This window comes from Nocardia sp. NPDC003482 (assembly GCF_053588115.1).
The window spans coordinates 126,375-144,146 of the sequence record NZ_JBSFPI010000001.1 but is presented as its reverse complement, the minus strand read 5'-3'; the positions used below and the strand labels follow the sequence as shown (position 1 = coordinate 144,146).

The 17,772-nt window shown below is 71.7% G+C and carries 6 protein-coding genes; 1 reads left to right on the top strand and 5 read right to left on the bottom strand.

The window, feature by feature from the left end; translation table 11 throughout:
- Window positions 1-528: 528 nt before the first annotated feature.
- On the bottom strand, window positions 529-1,305 hold the full coding sequence (locus ACWDSJ_RS00635) for a 2-phosphosulfolactate phosphatase (protein ID WP_450028567.1): 777 nt from the start codon (window positions 1,303-1,305) through the stop codon (window positions 529-531).
- A gap of 53 nt (window positions 1,306-1,358) precedes the next feature.
- Window positions 1,359-1,685: a hypothetical protein gene (locus ACWDSJ_RS00630; protein ID WP_387357346.1), complete on the bottom strand. Its 327-nt coding sequence runs from the start codon at window positions 1,683-1,685 to the stop codon at window positions 1,359-1,361.
- Window positions 1,686-1,861: 176 nt separating this feature from the next.
- Here ACWDSJ_RS00630 and ACWDSJ_RS00625 point away from each other — a divergent pair, with 176 nt between their 5' ends.
- Window positions 1,862-2,200 carry an RNA polymerase-binding protein RbpA gene (locus ACWDSJ_RS00625; protein ID WP_387357345.1) on the top strand — a complete coding sequence of 113 codons (339 nt, stop codon included), beginning with the start codon at window positions 1,862-1,864 and terminating at the stop codon, window positions 2,198-2,200.
- Window positions 2,201-2,256: 56 nt separating this feature from the next.
- Here the strand turns inward: ACWDSJ_RS00625 and ACWDSJ_RS00620 are convergent, their stop codons facing one another.
- The 3 genes from ACWDSJ_RS00620 to ACWDSJ_RS00610 form a co-directional block, all read right to left on the bottom strand.
- Window positions 2,257-3,039, bottom strand: coding sequence for an ABC transporter permease (locus ACWDSJ_RS00620; RefSeq protein WP_387357938.1), 783 nt, complete (start codon window positions 3,037-3,039; stop codon window positions 2,257-2,259).
- Window positions 3,040-3,125: 86 nt separating this feature from the next.
- Window positions 3,126-4,112: an ATP-binding cassette domain-containing protein gene (locus ACWDSJ_RS00615; protein WP_450028566.1), complete on the bottom strand. Its 987-nt coding sequence runs from the start codon at window positions 4,110-4,112 to the stop codon at window positions 3,126-3,128.
- The gene (locus ACWDSJ_RS00610) at window positions 4,109-17,695 is read right to left on the bottom strand and encodes an amino acid adenylation domain-containing protein (protein ID WP_450028565.1); all 13,587 of its coding nucleotides are present in this window, start codon (window positions 17,693-17,695) and stop codon (window positions 4,109-4,111) included. Before ACWDSJ_RS00610 ends, ACWDSJ_RS00615 begins: the two co-directional genes overlap by 4 nt.
- Window positions 17,696-17,772 lie beyond the last annotated feature (77 nt).

Below are 17,772 nucleotides of genomic sequence, written 5' to 3'. Positions count from 1 at the left end.
TCTTCACCGAGGAGCAGAAGAGAGTGCCCGCCGAGGAGCACAGGCGGGTCTTCACCGAGCAGCAGAAGAGACTGCCCCCCGAGGAGCACAGGCGGGACTTCGCAGAGGAACAGAAGAGAGTGGCCGCCGAGGAACGGAGGAGAGTGCTCGCCAAGGAATAGAGAAGGGGCCTCGCCGAGGAACAGAGACGAGTCTTCGAGGATCAGAGGAAAGACTTCGCCGAGGAACTGAAACGGGGCCTCGCCGAGAGACAGAAGCGGCACCCTCCTCAGGGACACAGAGGGGCCTTGGTCAAAGAGCAGAAGCGGCACCTCCCCCAGGAACACAGACGGGACCTCGCCGGAGGATGGGGTCGAGGCTTCAGAGGACACCAGCGGCGGAGGATCGCGGGGTGATCGAGAATGGCTCGGCCAGCTGGATACAGCCCGGCCCGGACGGCGAGGTAGCGAATGTGATTTGCCCAGGGCGATAGGGCGTAGAGAGCAAGCTCCTTTCGCGGCTGGGAGTCGCGGGAGGGGCTCGGTTCGGTCAGATGACGTTCACGAAGGAGCCGTTCGTCAATACGGGCACGGTGGGGCTGGTGTCGAGTTCTGTGGCGATCGCGACGTCGGCGGCGAAGCCCGCGGCGGTGAGTTCGCGCGCCGAGGCGCAGTCGCGGATCACGGCGGGGATGTCGTCGATGTGGCGGTAGGCGGAGGCGGCGGCGTGGGCTTCCGGGGAGAGGGTCGTGGTGGTGTGGGTCAGGGCGGTGATGACGGCGGCGGCGCCTGCCCAGTCCTCGATGGCGGGGCGGAGGCCGTGGGGGGTGGGCCAGTGTTCGCCCGCCGCGATGATCGCCACGGGGTGGTCGGGGGTGGCCCAGCCTTGATCGTGGATCCAGTGGGCGACGGGGGTGGCGTTGCGGAGGCAGGCCGCTATGAGTGGAATGCCTTGTACCGCAGCGGAAATGGCGGAGCCGTTGGGTGACGGGAGGACCAGGCGGGCGGGGGCGGGGGCCCGGCGGAGGGCGGCGGGTGAGAGGGACCAGGGGTGCTCGGGTGAGACGGCGGTCCGGCCGACGGCCAGTTCCGCGTCGTGGTCGGCGGCGAAACGGGCGGCGTCGGGGCCGCGCGACGGGTACGGGAGGACGCGGGTTCCGGCCTCCACCGCCACGGAAACCGTTGTGGTGAACGACAATACGTCGACCACCACGAGCGCGGCACAGTGCGGAGCCAGCGCCCGGGCACCGGCCACGCCCCACTCGAACCGCACCCCGGCGGGGGCCTGGCTCGCCCAGGCGGGGAATTCGGTGTCGGCCGTTGCCATTCGGAGCGCTCCTCACACGGGACAGACGAATCCGCCAGCGTACCGGCGACCCGTCAACGCAACCGCTCCGCGTCCTTCGTCAGCAGAACGAGCGTTTCGGTGAGCGCCGCCAGTTCCGTGTGGTCGGCGCCCTCGGCCACCGCCGTGGCCACATCCTCGGCGGCGCAGCGGGCGGCGAACCAGCGGTCGGCCAGGTCGGCGGCCTCCTGGGCGGAGAGGACGACGGCGTCTTCGGGGATGCCCGTGCCCTCCAGGTTCTTGCGGTGTTCGTAGGCGCGCTGGCGGCAGGACTGGCGGCAGTAGCGGCGGCGCCTGCCGATCTCGGATTCGGCGATCTCCCGTCCGCACCACGAACAGGACGACAGGTCACGACGCGGCATGAGGCGACACCTTAACGGCATCCGGCCCGCTACGGTGGCGGGCGCGCCGAAATTTCCGCACCCGCGCGAGAGCGACTAAAATGATGGGGTTGACCGTCGCCGGGAACTGTTATAGAGCACGGCGCGTTACACGACACGTAGAACGACGCCGACAGGCTAAGAGAGGACCGCACACCATGGCAGATCGCGTACTCCGAGGCAGCCGGCTCGGAGCGGTGAGCTACGAGACCGACCGCGACCACGACCTGGCGCCGCGTCGGGTGGCGCGGTACCGGACCGACAACGGCGAGGAGTTCGACGTTCCCTTCGCCGACGACGCCGAGATCCCCCCGACCTGGCTGTGCCGCAACGGCCAGGAGGGCGTCCTGATCGAGGGCACCACCCAGGAGCCCAAGAAGGTCAAGCCGCCGCGCACCCACTGGGACATGCTGCTCGAGCGCCGCTCCAAGGACGAGCTCGAGGAGCTGTTGCAGGAGCGTCTGGAGCTGCTCAAGACCCGCCGGGGCCGCGTCTAGCGCACCCACGCCGAAGGGCCGCATCCGATACGGATGCGGCCTTCGCGTATCCGGGGCTAGTGGCTGGCCACCTTGCGGTACCGCAACAGCGCCAGCGGCACCGCGACCGCCAGGATCGCCAGCGAGCAGTACACCGAGTATTCGACGCAGTGCTCGGCCGCCCACCCGTGCGGCGGCACGAAACTCGGCGGCGCCCCGTTGTCGAACAGCTTGCGCCCGGCCGCGGCGACCGCCGTGATCGGATTCCACTCCGCGATCGTGCGCAGCGGACCCGGCAGCGTCTCGGCGGAGATGAACGCCGAGGAGATGAACGTCAACGGGAACAGCCAGATCAGCCCCGCGCTCTGCGCCACCTCCACACTCGGCGACAGGAGTCCGGTCAGCGCTCCCACCCAGCTCATGGCGAACGCGAACAGCAGGATCACCCCGAAAGCCAGTGCGGCATCGGCCAATCCGCCGTTGACACGCCAGCCCACCACGTACCCGCAGCCCACCATGACCGCCAGCGCCAGCACGTTGACCACCAGATCCGACAGCGTGCGACCCATCAGCACCGCCAGCCGCGACATCGGCAGCGTGCGCATCCGGTCGATGATGCCCTTGGACAGGTCGTTGGCGAGCCCGACGGTGGTGAACGCGGCGTTGAACGCGACGGTCTGGGTGAAGATGCCCGCGAGCAGGAACTCCCGATACTGGCTGCCGCCCAGCGAGGCCCCGAAGATGTAGGCGAACAGGAATACGAACATCAACGGCTGAATGGTCGCGGTCACCAGCAGCGTCGGCACCCGCAGAATCGTCAGCAGATTCCGGTAGGCGACGATCGCGCTGTCGCGAAACACCCTGACGGGCGCGGAAATCGGGCTCACCCGCGTCGAATACCCCTCGGCCGCCGGGGTTTCCGGCCGGTCGATCAGTTCCGCGGTCGTCACGACATGATCTCCTCTGCAACATCGTCGGTTTCGGGTTCGGCTGCCGCCGTGGGGGTTCCGGTCAGCGCCAGGAACACCTCGTCGAGGCTGGGCCGGTGCACGGTGGCGTCGACCACGCACACCCCGGCGTCGTCGAGTCGGCGCAACGCCTCGACCATCGTCCGGGAGCCGTCGCCCACCACGACGGACACCTCGTCGGTCCCGGCCTCGTGCGCGGGTTCGCCGACCCCGACCTGCACCAGCACCGACATGGCCGGTTTCGGGTCCTGCCCGGCGGCCAGGGTGACGGTGAGGCGGTCACCGCCGATCGCGGTCTTGAGTTCGTCGGCCGAACCGCGCGCGATCACCTTCCCGCGGTCGATCACGGTGATGCGGTCGGCGAGCAGGTCGGCCTCCTCCAGGTACTGGGTGGTGAGCAGCACCGTGGTGCCGTCGTCGACGAGATCGCCGATGACGCGCCACATGTCCAGGCGCCCACGGGGATCCAGCCCCGTCGTCGGCTCGTCGAGCACCACCACCGGGGGCCGCGCCACCAGCGCCCCGGCCAGGTCGAGCCGCCGGGCCATACCGCCGGAGTAGGTGCCCGCCCGGCGGCCCGCGGCGTGGTCGAGGCCCAGCGCCGACAGCAGTTCGCCCGCGCGGGCCGCGGCCTGTTTGTGGTTCATCCCGTAGAGCCGCGCGACCATCCGCAGGTTCTCGAAACCCGACAGGTTCGCGTCCACCGCCGCGTACTGGCCCGACAACCCGATGCGGGTGCGGGCGCGGGCCGGATCGCGCAGCACGTCGATCCCCGCCACCCGCACCGCGCCCCCGGTGGGCCGTAGCAGTGTGGTGACGATGCGCACCGTGGTGGTCTTGCCCGCGCCGTTGGGGCCGAGCAACCCCATGACGGTGCCGCGCGGGATCTCCAGGTCGATTCCGTCGAGGACACGGACCCGGCCGTAGTTCTTCACCAGGCCCGCGACCTCCACCGCCAGACTCACTTGATCTCCTTCGCTTGGTCGGCGCGGACGTCGTTGCCGCCCAGGTGTTCTCGCAGGACGGGTCCGATCACCGCGAGCGCCTCCGGCGTGGTCATGCCGGAGTGGCGGCACCGCACCTTCTGATCGTGGATCGCGCCGGTCACATACGGCTCCCAGGCCTGCGCGCACCGGGTGGGGTCGGCCCGGTTGATCTCGTCGTCGGCGGCGGTGAAGAACAACAGGTCGCCGTCGAAGACGCGGGGGTGGAAGCCGTGCGCGAGCACCGCGCCGTTGGCGTATCCGGTGTGCAGCCGTCGCAGATGCTCCAACGTGAGCGCCGCGAACGGTCCCGGCCGGTTGCGCAGCAGCTCCGCCGCGTCGGTCAGGGTCAGGCTCGGATCGACGGCGTGGTCGCCGCCGAGCAGATCGCTGCCGAATTCGCCGATGATGTCGGCGATTCCGGGCACGGCGTGGTCGAGCAGATCGTCGGAGAGCCGGTAGCTGTCCATCATGGCCAGCAGGGCCACCCGCTCCCCCGCCCGCTGCAACTGCACGGCGATCTCCTGGGCGATCAACCCGCCCAGCGACCAGCCGAGCAGATGGTACGGCCCCTCCGGCTGCACCGACTTGATATGGGCCACATAGCTTTCGGCGGCCTCGACGATCGAGTCGTGCTCGACGCCGCCGGATACGTGCGGCGCCTGGAGGCCGTAGAGCGGACGGTCGGCGGGCAGGTGCGCGAGCAAACCCGAATAGCACCACGACAATCCGATCGCCGGATGCACGCAGAACAGCGGCGGCGTGGACGATCCGGCCGCGGACCGGATGGCCAGCATCGGCTCGAGCGCGGCCGCCAGCGCGTCACCGGTGCTGACAGCCAGCCGGCGCGCGATGGCGGCCGGGCTGGAGTCGCCGAACATCGCCTGCACCGGCAGATCGATGCCCGCCGAACGCAACTGTGACACCACCTTGGTGGCCAGCAGCGAGTTGCCGCCCAGTTCGAAGAAGCCGTCGTCGACGCCGACGGACTCGACGCCGAGCACCTCCGCGAACGCGGTGCACAGCGCCTCCTCCACCGGCGTCGACGGGGCCCGATACCCCGAACCGGCCCCGAACACCGGTTCGGGCAGCGCCTTGCGGTCGAGCTTGCCGACCGGCGTGAGCGGCACCGCGTTCAACAAGGTGATCGATTGCGGCACCATGTAATTCGGCACCAGCTCGGCCACATGCGCGGTCAGCTCCGCGACCGTGACCTCGTGGCCGCGGTGCTGCTTCACGTACGCCACCAGGGCCGTCGCCCCCGCGGGGGTGGTGTGGCCGATGGTGGTGACGAATTCGACGGCGGGGTGGCGCGCGAGCGCGGCGTCGATTTCGCCGAGTTCGATGCGGAAGCCGCGGATCTTGACCTGATGGTCGGTGCGGCCCACGTATTCGAGGTCGCGGCGGCCGTCGCGGGCGACCCAGCGGACGAGATCGCCGGTGCGGTACATGCGTTCGCCCGGTTTGCCGTACGGGTTGGCCACGAACCGCTGCGCGGTCAGGCCCGGCCGGTGCAGATATCCACGCGCCAGCGCCGCGCCCGCCAGGTACAGCTCGCCGGTCACCCCGGCCGGGGCCGGATGCAGCCGCGCGTCGAGGACGGTCGCGGCCACGCCCCGGATCGGGCCGCCGATGGTGATCGGCATACCGGGCCGCATGGGCTCGGAGATGGCGGTGACGATCGTGGTCTCGGTCGGCCCGTACACGTTGTGCAGGTCGCGGCCGATTCCCCAGCGGTTCACCAGTTCCGGGGGCAGCGCCTCGCCGCCGACCAGCACGTGCCGCAGCGCGGTGACCCCGGTCGGGTCGACCGTGCCGAGCGCGGCGGTGGTGATGAACGCGTGGGTGATCGCCTCCTCGATGAACACCCGGGCCAGCTCCGCGCCGCCGTACACCCCCGGCGGCGTGATCACCAGCGTCGCCGCCCCGCCCAGGGCCAGCAGCAGATCCAGCATGGCCGCGTCGAAACTCGGTGTGGCGAAATGCAGGACGCGACAGCCGGGCCGCACGTCGAAACGCCGCGCGGTCTCGGCGGCGAAGTTGGACAGGCCACCGTGGGTGACGACCACGCCCTTGGGCACGCCGGTCGAACCGGAGGTGTAGATGACGTAGGCCGGATTGCCGATCCGCACCGGCAGCGGCCGTTCCTCGGCGGTGAGCGGCGCGTCGGAGGTGCGCAGCACCCGGCGGCGGAACGAGGGCGCGTCCAGCACCGTCCAGGTCGCGCCGTCGGGCATCCGCTCGCGGTGGCTCGACAGCGTGATGCCCAGCGTCGCACCGGAATCGGTGAGCATGTGCGCGATGCGGTGTTCGGGATAGGTCGGGTCGATCGGCACGAACGCCGCCCCGGCCTTGGCCACCGCGAGCGTCACCGCCACCGATTCGGCGGAGCGCGGAATGCCCACGGCCACCAGGGTTTCCGGGCCGACGCCGAGCGCGAGCAGCACCCGGGCCAGCCGGTTGGTCCAGCGGTCGAGCGCGTCGTAGGTGACCTGGGTGCCCTCGCTGCGCAGCGCGACGCCCTTCGGGTTCGCCCGCAGCGCGGCCTCGAACACCTCGGCGAGGGTGACGGGCCGGTCGGCCGCCGCGCCGCGCACCGGGGCCAGGCTCGACCATTCCGCGCCGTCGAGCAGCTCCAGATCACCCACGGGCAGTGCGGGATTCGCCGCGGCGGCCGTGAGCAGGCGAACCAGCCGCGCGCCGAGCCCGGCGGCGGTGGTCTCGTCGAACAGGTCGCGGGCGAAGTTCACCGCCACGGTCATGCCGCCGGGTTCCCGTTCGGTGGTCCACGCCTCGGTGACGGTGAACTGGAGATCGAATTTCGCGATGCCCGGGTCGGCGTCGGCCGCCTCGATCCGCAGCTCCGGCAGTTCCAGCGCGCCCACCGGCTGGTTACGCACCGACAGCATCACCTGGAACAGCGGGTGATGCGCCTGCGAGCGCGCCGGATTGAGCACCTCGACCAACCGCTCGAACGGCACGTCCTGATGGTCGAACGCCGCCAGATCCGTCTCCCGCACCCCGTCGAGCAGTTCGGCGAACGACTGCCCGCCGTCGACCCGCGTCCGCAGGACGAGCGTGCCGACGAACATGCCGACGAGCCGATCCAGCGCCGGATGCCCACGGCCCGCGGTGGGGGTGCCGACGGTGATGTCGCCGACCGCGGTGAGCCGGTGCAGCAGGGCCGCGAGCGCCGCGTGCAGGACCATGAACATGGTGACGCCGTGCCGCTGCGCGATCGCCTGCAACTCCCGGTGCGTGCGGGGGTCGATCTCCGCCTCGACGGTGCCGCCGCGGTAGCTCGGCGTCGGCGGTCGGGGCCGGTCGGCGGGCAGGGCCAGCAGTTCGGGGATGCCGTCCAGGGTCGTGCGCCAGTAGTCGAGCTGGCGGCTGATCACCGATCCGGGGTCGTCCTCGCTGCCGAGCGAATCCCGTTGCCACAGCGTGTAATCGGCGTACTGCACGGGCAGTTCGTCCCATTGCGGCGCGGCGCCCGCCCGGTGGGCGGTGTAGGCGACGGCGAGGTCGGCGGCCAGCGGCTCGAGCGACCAGCCGTCCATGGCGATGTGATGCACGACCAGTACCAGCACGTGCTCGTCGGCGGCGAGCCGCAGCAGTCGCGCCCGCAGCGGGGCCGCGGTGGCGAGGTCGAATCCCGGTGCGGCGACGGCGTGGACGGCGTCGGGCACCTCGTCCTCGGTGACCTCGGCGACGGGCAGGTCGATCGCCGCCTCGGCGGGGCTCAGCACCCGCTGGAACGGTTCGCCCTCGAGTTCGCCGAAGACCGTGCGCAGCGTCTCGTGCCGTTCCTGGACCGCGTGCAGCGCGGCGCGCAGGGCCTCGACGTCGAGTTCGCCGCGCAGCCGCAGCGCGACCGGCACGTTGTACACCCCGGACAGGGCCGCGCCCGCGGTCTGGTTGAACCGGGCCAGGAACCACAGCCGCCGTTGCGCGGCCGACAACGGCACGCGCGGCGGGCGCGGGCGGCGGCGCAGCCGCGGCGAGGTGTCGGTGCCGCCGCCGACCTCGAGCAGGGTGGCCAGTTCGGCAACGGTCGGCGCGGCGAAGACGGTGCGCACCTCGAGCCGGACGCCGGTGGCCGCGGCCAGCCGGGCCACCAATTGCGTTGCCAGCAGCGAGTTTCCGCCGACGGCGAAGAAGCTGTCGTCGGCGCCGACGCGATCCGCGCCGACCAGGTCGGCCATCACCTCGGCGACCAGGCGTTCGGCCTCGGAGTCCGGTTCGCGGGCGGCGGTGGTGAGCAGCCGCGGCCGCGGCAGGGCCGCGCGGTCCAGCTTGCCGACCGGGGTGAGCGGGATGTGGTCGAGTTCGGTGATGCTGGCGGGCACCATGTGCGCGGGCAGTTGCCGGGCGATGTGCGCGCGGAGCTGTTCGGCGTCGATCCCGGCCCGGGGATCGGCGGGCAGCGCGTAGGACACCAGCCGGTCCGTCCCGGCGATCTCGCGAACCTCGGTGTGCGCGAACCGGATCGCGGGATGGGCGGCCAGCACCTCGTTGATCTCGCCCAGTTCGATGCGGAAGCCGCGCATCTTGACCTGCTGGTCGCCGCGCTCGAGGTAGACGAGCTCGCCGCGCTCGTTCCAGCGCACGATGTCGCCGGTGCGGTACATGCGGGTGCCCTCCGGACCGTACGGGTCCGCGACGAACCGGCCCGCGGTCAGTCCGGGTCGATCCAGATATCCGCGCGCCAGCGCCTGGCCGCCCAGGTACAGCTCCCCCGCCACCCCGATCGGCACCGGGCGTAACCGCTCGTCGAGCACGACCACCCGCGCGCCGCGCACCGGCGTGCCGATCGTGATCGGCTCGCCGACGGCCAACTGCGGCGACACCGTGATGACGACGGTCGTCTCGGTGGGACCATATCCGTTGAGCAGCAGGCGGTTCGGAGCCCAGCGGGCGACCAGTTCCGCGCTGAGCGCCTCGCCGCCCACCAGCAGCGACCGCAGGTGCGGCAGCGGCCAGCGCTCGTGGTCGATGGTGGCCAGCGCGGCGGGCGTCATGAAGGTGTGGGTGATCCGCTCGCGGTCCATCAGCGCGGCCAACTCGTCGCCGCCGTAGATGTCGGTCGGGCAGATGACCATGGTCGCGCCCGCGCCGAGGGCCAGCAGCAGATCGAAGATCGCGGCGTCGAAGCTGGGCGTCGCGAAGTGCATCGTGCGCGCCTCGCGGTCGACCCGCATCCGGTCGCGGATCTCGTCGCCGAAATTCGACAGCCCGGCGTGGGTCACGGCCACGCCCTTGGGTTTTCCGGTGGAACCGGAGGTGTAGATGACGTACGCCAGATCCGTGGTCCACATGGTGCGCACCCGCTCGGCGTCGGTGACCGTGGAGTCCGACAATTCGTCGAGTTCGGCGGTCAGCTCCGGATCGTCGAGCAGCAGCCATTCGGTCGAGCGATCGTCGTCCGCCGCCGCGCGCAGCCCGGCCAGGTGCCGCGACAGTGACACCCCGGCCCGGCAGTCGGCGTCGGTGAGCATGTGGCGCTGCCGATCGACCGGGTAGTTCGGGTCGATGGGGACGAACGCCGCGCCCGCCTTGGCGATGGCGAGCATGGTCACGACCGATTCCACCGATCGGGTCAGACCCATCGCCACCCGGTCGCCGGGACCGAGGCCGCGCCGGATCAGCGTGCGCGCCAGGCGGTTCGAGTACCGGTCGACCTCGCCGTAGGTGAGCTCGACCCCGCCGCTGCGGATGGCGGGGCGGTCCACGTTGAGATGCGCGGTGGCGGTGAAGTAGTTCGCCAGGCTGCACTGCGGGGTGGGCACCGGGCCGTACGCCGGGCTGAACAGCTCGCGCTCGATCTCGGTGCGGGCGTCGATGTCGCGCACCATGATCCGCGGATCGGCGGTGACCGCGGCGAGCACCGACACCAGCCGCTCGGCCAGCGTAACCACGGTGTCGCGGTCGAAAAGCTCGGCGGCGTAGACGAATTCGAACGGCCCCGTCGCGGGCACGCGCAGTTCGAGATCGAATTTGGCGGTGGCGATATCGAGTTCGTCCGCGGTGAGCCGCAGCCCGGGCAGTTCCAGGGTGGGGGCCGGGCCGTCCTGGACCGTCAGCGCCACCTGCACGATCGGGTCGGCGCCGCCGCGGCCGAGTTCCTCCACGATGCGGTCGAACGGCAGGTCGGCGTGTGCCATGGCGGCCAACTCGCCGTCGCGGTCGGCCCGAAGCTGTTCGGCGAAGCCGTGATCCGGGTCGACGTTCGAGCGCAACACCAGCGTGTTGACGAACATGCCGACGAGGTCGTCGAGGCGGGTGTCGGTGCGCCCGGCGATCGGCGTGCCGATCACCACGTCGCGCGTGCCGGTGACGATGCGCAGCAGGACCGCCAGCGCCGAACGCAGCACCATGAACCGGCTGACGCCCTCGGCGCGGGCCAACTCCTCGATGCGGCGCGTCAGCTCCTCGGGCACCGCGAGGGTGACGGTGCCGGCCCGCTGCGCCGGTTCGGCCGGGCGCGGCCGGTCGTAGGGCAGCGGCATGCGCGCGGGCAGGTCGGCCAGCGTCTCCCGCCAGAACGCGAGGCGTTCCGCGGCCGGGCCGGTCGCGTCCCCGGTGTCGCCGAGGCAATCGTGTTGCCACAGGGCGTAATCCGCGTACTGCACGGGCAGCACCGTCCAGGCCGGGGCGGCTCCCCCGCGCCGCGCGGCGTAGGCGACGGCGAGGTCGCGGGTCAGCGGCGCCAGCGACCAGCCGTCGGCGGCGATGTGGTGCAGCACCATGCCGAGCCGGTGGGCGCGGGGGCCGGTGCGCAGCAACATCATGCGCACCGGCGGTTCGACGGTGAGATCGAAACCGCGCCGGGCGAATTCGCCCAGCAGCCGGTCGGCCTCGTCGTCGTCGACCGCGATCGGCTCCAGCGCGGGGACGCACGTCTCGAGGTCCAGCACGTCCTGGTGGGCCCCCGACCCGTCGGCGTCCTCGGGGAACACCGTGCGCAGCACCTCGTGTCGGTCGATCACGTCGGTCAGCGCCGCGCGCAACGCGGCCACGTCGAGGTCGCCGTCGACGCCGACGACGAAAGCGATGTTGTAGGCACTGGATTCGGGCGAGTAGCGGTTGAGGAACCACAGGCGCCGCTGCGGCGGTGACAGCGGCACCCGCGCGGGACGCGGGTCGTAGCGGACGAGCGCGGTGCGCCGGGCCCGCGGCGCGTCGGCCAGCCGGGCGGCGACACCGGCGACGGTGGGGGCGTCGAAGATCTCCCGGACCGGAAGGTCGACGCCGCATTCGTCGTACAGGGCGGCGGCGAGCCGGGTGGCGAGCAACGAGTTGCCACCCAGATCGAAGAAGCTGTCCTCCGCGCCCGGCACCGGATGTCCGAGCACGGTCTCGAAGACGCGGGCGACCCGATGTTCCAGTTCGGTCTCCGGCGCGCGCGACGGCCCGCTGCTCCCGAACACCGGTTCCGGCAACGACTTCCGGTCCAGTTTCCCCGACGGGCCGACCGGCACGCGGTCCAGCACGGTGATCGCGGCGGGCACCATGTAGCCGGGCAGCCGCTGCCGGGCGGTCGCCAGCACCGCGGCGGGATCGGTGCCCTCGTCGGCGGTGATGTAGGAGGCCAGGCGGGTGCTGCCGGGTTCGCCGGTGTGCACGACGGTGACGGCGAACCGGACGCCGGGATGGGCGCGCAGCACATGGTCGATCTCGCGCAGCTCGATCCGGAAGCCGCGAATCTTGACCTGGTCGTCGGCGCGGCCGAGGAACCGCAGCTGTCCGGCGGCGTCGGCGACCACGAGATCGCCGGTGCGGTACATGCGTTCGCCGCGGCGGCCGTGCGGATTGGCCGGGAAGCGGGCCGCGGTCAGCCCGCGCCGGCCCAGATAGCCGCGCGCGAGGCCGGGCCCGGACAGGTACAGCTCGCCCGGCACGCCCGGCGGCACCGGGTGCAGGCGCGCGTCGAGCACGAACAGCCGCATCCCGCGCACGGGCAGGCCGATCGGCACCGGGCGGCCCGCGATCAGCGGCCCGGTCGCGGTGGCGGCGACCGTCGCCTCCGAGGGGCCGTACATGTTGTGCATGCGGTGATTCGCGGTCCAGGTCTGGACCAGTTCCTCGGGGCAGGCGTCGCCGCCGACGATCACCGCCTCCAGGTCGGCCAGGCCGTCCGGCGGCACCGTGCCCAGCGCGGCGGGGGTGACGAAGGCATGGGTGATCCGCTCCGCGCGCAGCAGCGCCGCGAGTTCCGCGCCGCCGTACAGGCCCGCGGGGGCCACCACCACGGTCGCCCCGGCGGCGAAGCCGAGCAGCAGTTCCAGCACCGACGCGTCGAACGACGGCGACGAGAACAGCAGTGTCCGTGCGGAATCGGTGACGCCGAACAGATGCATCTGCTCGTGCGCCAGCGACGCCAGCCCGGCGTGGGTGACGACGACCGCCTTGGGCGTGCCGGTCGAACCGGAGGTGTAGATCAGATATGCGGGATGCGCGACGCGCAGCGGATGATGCCGCTCGGCGTCGGTGACCGGGGTGATCGGGTAGCGCGCCGACTCCGCCGCCAGCTGGGCCGAGCCCATGAGCAGCCAGTCCACGTACTGCTTGCGGTGCCGCCCGCGCCGCACCGGCCAATCCGGCAGCGCCGCACGGCATGTCGCGTTGGTCAGGCCCAGCATCGCACCGGAGTCGGAGAGCATGTGCGCGATCCGGTCGGCCGGGTAGTCGGGATCGACCGGCACGTAGGCCGCGCCGGTCTTGGCGACCGCCCACACCGCGAGGATCGATTCCAGGCCGCGCGGCAGCGCGATCGCCACCACCACCTCCGGCCCCGCGCCGTGCTCGATCAGCACGCGCGCCAGGCGATTCGAGCGCTCGTCGAGTTCGCGGTAGGTGGTGTCGCGGCCCTGGTAGCGCACCGCGACCGCGTCCGGGAGGCGCTCGGCGGTCTCGCTGAGCAGCCGGGCCAGGGTCACCGACGGTTCGCCGGGCGCGCCCGTGATGGGCACCAGCCGGCCGGTCTCCCGCACGTCGAGCAGGTCCAGATCGCCGACCGGGACGTCGGGCGCGGCGACGGCGGCGGTGAGCAACCGCACGAACCGGCCCGCGAGGGCCGACACCGTGGCGTCGTCGAAAACGTCGGTGGCGTAACCGAATTCGGCCGTGAACGGCCGATCCTCGGGGTCGGCGGCGTCGGCGGGCACGGTGTCCTGCACGGTGAGTTGCAGATCGAATTTGGTGACCCCGACCGCCAGCGGCAGCACCCGCGCGGCCACGCCGGGCAGCTCGATGCTCAGTTCCGGGGTGCTCTCGTAGGACAGCATCACCTGGAACAGCGGGTGCCGCCCCGCGTCGCGGGCCGGGTTCACGACCTCCACCAGCCGTTCGAACGGCACATCGGAATTGGCGAAGGCGTTGAGGTCGGTTTCGCGGGCGCGGTCGAGCATTCGATCGAATCCGGCGGCCGGGTCGACGCGGGTGCGCAGCACGAGCGTGTTGACGAACATGCCGACCAGGTCGTCGAGCGCCGGATCGGACCGTCCGGCGATCGGGGTGCCGATCGCGATGTCGGTGCTGTTGCACAGCCGCGCCAGCAGGGTCGCCAGCGCCGCGTGCAACACCATGAAGGTGGACACGCCGCGCTCGGCGGCCAGCGCGGCGACCGCGCGCCGGGTCTGCGCCGGGATGGTGAACCGCACGCTCGCCCCGGCGGCGGTGCGTCGCGGCGGGCGCGGGCGGTCCATCGGCAGGTCGAGCTGATCGGGCAGGTCGGCCAGCGCGGACCGCCAGTAGGCCAGCTGCCGCGACAGCGCGCTCGCGGGATCGGTTTCGTCGCCGAGCAATTCGCGCTGCCACAGGGCGAAGTCGGCGTACTGCACCGGCAGCGGCGCCCAGTCCGGCGCGTGGCCGCCCGCCCGCGCGGCGACCGCGGTCATCAGGTCACGGGCCAGCGGGGCCACCGACCAGCCGTCGCCGCAGATGTGATGCAGCACCACCAGGAACACGTAGCGGTCGGGCCCGGTCGCGTACAGCGCCACCCGGATCGGGGCCTGGCTGCGCAGATCGAAACCGTACCCGGCGTATTCGGCGGCGAGGGCGAGCGCGTCGTCGTCGGTGGCGTCGATCGGGTCGAGCGTGAGCGGGATCTCCGCGGCGGGATGCACGACCTGGGTCGGGCCGTCGGCGGAGTCGGGGAAGGTGGTGCGCAGGCTCTCGTGCCGCTCGAGCACGTCGATCAGCCCGGCGCGCAACGCCTCTCGGTCCAGCGGTCCGGTCAACTCGACCGCGAGCGGCATGTTGTAGGCCGAGGCGTGCTCGGCGAACCGGTTCAGGATCCACAGCCGCTGCTGGGCCAGCGACAGCGGAATCCGTTCCGGCCGTGGGCCCGCCACGAGTTTCGGCGAGGAGGTGTCGGGGTTGTGTTCGTCCAGGCGGGCGGCCAGCGCGGCCACCGTCGAGGATTCGAACAGGTCGCGGATGGTGAGACCGGCGCCGAGGGCGGCGTTGATCCGCGCGACCGCGCGCGCCGCGGACAGCGAGTTGCCGCCGAGATCGAAGAAGCTGTCGGCCACATCGATCGCCTCGACGCCGAGCACCTCGGCGAAGACCGCGGCCAGGCGGCGTTCGACCTCGGTGCGCGGGGCGGCGGATCCGCGGTCGGTGCGCCGGGCCGCGAATCGCGGTGCGGGCAGCGCCTTCCGGTCGACCTTGCCGTTGGGGCTCAGCGGCAGTTCGTCGAGCACCAGCAGGTGCGCGGGGACCATGTAGCCGGGCAGTCGGCCGCGCAGCGCGGCGGTCAGTTCGGCGGTGTCGAGGGCGACGCCGGGAACTGCGACCACATAGGCGACCAGTTCGTCGCCGCCGGGCGCGGCGTGTGCCACGCACACCGCGCGGGCCACTCGCGCGTCGGCGAGCAGTGCCGCCTCGATCTCGCCGAGTTCGATGCGCAGCCCGCGGATCTTGACCTGGAAGTCGCTGCGCCCCAGATATTCCAGAGCACCGACGGGCTCGTCGCGCACCTGCCAGCGGACCAGATCGCCGGTGCGGTACATCCGCTCCCCAGCCTCGAACGGGTCGGCGACGAAACGTTCGGCGCTGAGACCGGGACGACCGAGATAGCCGCGGGCCAGTTGGACACCGGCCAGATACAGTTCGCCGACCACGCCGGGCGGGACCGGGCGCAGCCGCTCGTCGAGGACGTAGACCCGGGTGTTCCACACGGGCGCGCCGATCGGCACCGTGTCCTGCTCGGGCGCGCACGGCCAATGGGTGACATCCACCGCGGCCTCGGTCGGACCGTACAGGTTCTGCAGCGCGGGGACCGAATCACCCAGCGCCGCATGGAAATCGCGCACGGTCGCCGCGGGCAGCGCCTCACCGCTGCAGAAGACCCGGCGCAGGCAGCCGCAGCCGCGCACATCGGTGTCGGTGACGAACACCGACAGCATCGAGGGCACGAAATGGGCCGTGGTGACGCCCTTCTCGGCGATCAGTGCGGCCAGGTACGCCGGGTCCCGGTGCCCGTCGGGGGCGGCGATCACCAGCCGCGCCCCGATCTGTAACGGCCAGAAGAACTCCCACACCGACACGTCGAAGGTGGCGGGCGTCTTCTGCAACACCGCGTCGGTCGCGTCGAGGGGGTACTCGTGCTGCATCCAGCGCAGCCGGTTCACGATGGCGGCGTGGGAGACGCCCACGCCCTTGGGTTTTCCGGTGGAGCCGGAGGTGAAGATCACGTAGGCGAGGTGGTCTGGGCGCAGGGGCGCGCGCCGGTCGGCGTCGGTGATCGGATCGGTCGCGTGACCGGAGGCGTCGAGCGTATCGATGCCGACGCGCTCGACCCCGGCCGGGAGTCGGACCTCGTCGCGGGCGGCGGTGAGCACGCACAGCGGGCGCGCGGCGTCGAGGATGTGGGCGGTGCGTTCGGCGGGATGGTCGGGATCGATCGGCAGATACGCCGCGCCCGCCTGGGTGATCGCGTACATGCCGACGAGCAGATCGATGCCGCGTCGAATCGCCAGGCCCACCACGGTATCCGGGCCCGCGCCCCGCGCGATCAGCGCGCGGGCGCAGCGGTTCGCGCGGGCGGCGAACTCGGCGTAGGTCAGGGTCTCGTCGCCGAATTCGAGCGCGACGGCGTCGGGGCAGGCCGCGGCGCGGGTGGCGAACAGGTCGGCCAGCGTGCCCTCCTGGCGCGCGACCGCGGTCGAATTCCATTGCCGCAGTACCCGATCGCGTTCGGCGTCGGTGATGACGGGCAGTGCGGTGACGGCGGCGTCGGGGTCCCCGGCGAGGACGCGGCCCAGGTAATCGAGGAAACGGCCGTGGTGCGCGGCGACCTCGGCGGCGCCGTAGAGTTGGGGGTTGGCCTCGAAGTCGACGTGGATGCGGTTGCCCTCGCCGTTGTAGAGGTTGATCGACAGATCCTCCACCGGTCCGGTGGCCAGCACGTTGAGCGAGCCGACGAGGCCGCCGAAGCGCAGTTCGCTGTGGAACAGCATGATGTTGACCATCGGCCCGAAGAAGCCGCGGGCGTCGCGGGAGTAGCCGCAGTCGCGTCTGATGTCGTCGTGGCGATACCGCTGATGCCGCAGCGCGCCCGTGATCTGCAATTCGGCGGTGCGCACCACCTGGCGGAAGCTGGTGTCGTCGTCGAAGCGCACGCGGATGGGTACGACATTGGACACCACGCCCGCCGAACGCCGCAGGGCCACCGTGGTCCGCGCGGAGACCGGCAGGCTCAGCACCACGTCCGGATTGCCGGTGGCCGCCCGCGCGTAGCAGGCCAGCGCCGCCACCACCAATGCCGAAGGCTGCGTACCGAATTCGCTCGCGACCTCCGCCAGCCGGGCCTCGACCGCCTCGTCCAGCACGGCCGTGGCCAGGCGGCGGCCCGCGTCCGGCGTGCCGGCGGCGATCGCGGTGCCGGACAGGCTCATCGGCGCGCCGACGCCCGCGAGCTGTTCGAGCCAGTACTCGCGGTCGGCGCGGAAGCGGCTGGTGTCGCGGTAGCGGGACTCCTCGAGGTAGAGCTCGGCCAGCGGGGTCGCGCGGGAGGCCACCGGTTCGGTGCGCTGTTCCAGGGCCGTGTAGATCTCGGCCGTGCGCAGCAGCGCGTTCATCGCGCCGTAGCCGTCGATGACGATGTGATGCGCCCGCGCGTACCAGATGTAGTCCTGATCGCCGGTGCGCAGCACGACATTCGCGGTGAGCGGGTCGCGTTCCAGATCGATGGGGGTGGCCGCGTCGTCGGTCATCCAGCGCAGCGCGGCGGCGCGCGGATCGGCCTCGTGCCGCAGATCGATGCGGGCCCAGCCCGGTCGGCGCGCGGGATCGATCACCTGGTGCGGCACGCCGTCGATCTCCAGCAGGCGGACCTGGCCCACCTGGGATTCGGCGCCGAAACGTTCGATGGCGTAGAGCAATCGGCCGACGTCGAGATCGCCGTGGATCTCGACGTACTGCGCGATGGTGAGCGGCACGTCGGGCCGGATGCGCTGGGCGTACCAGAGAGCGGTCTGCGCGGGTGAGAGAGAGAAGGGCGGTGCTGAGAGTTCGCCGGAGGGGCGGTGGTCGACCCGATCCGTGGCCAATGAACTCATCAATCACTCCGTTTCTGCCGCCGTAGACGCATCTGCGCAAGCACCGCCACGGCCGGCGCGCGCAGCGCCGACCGTGA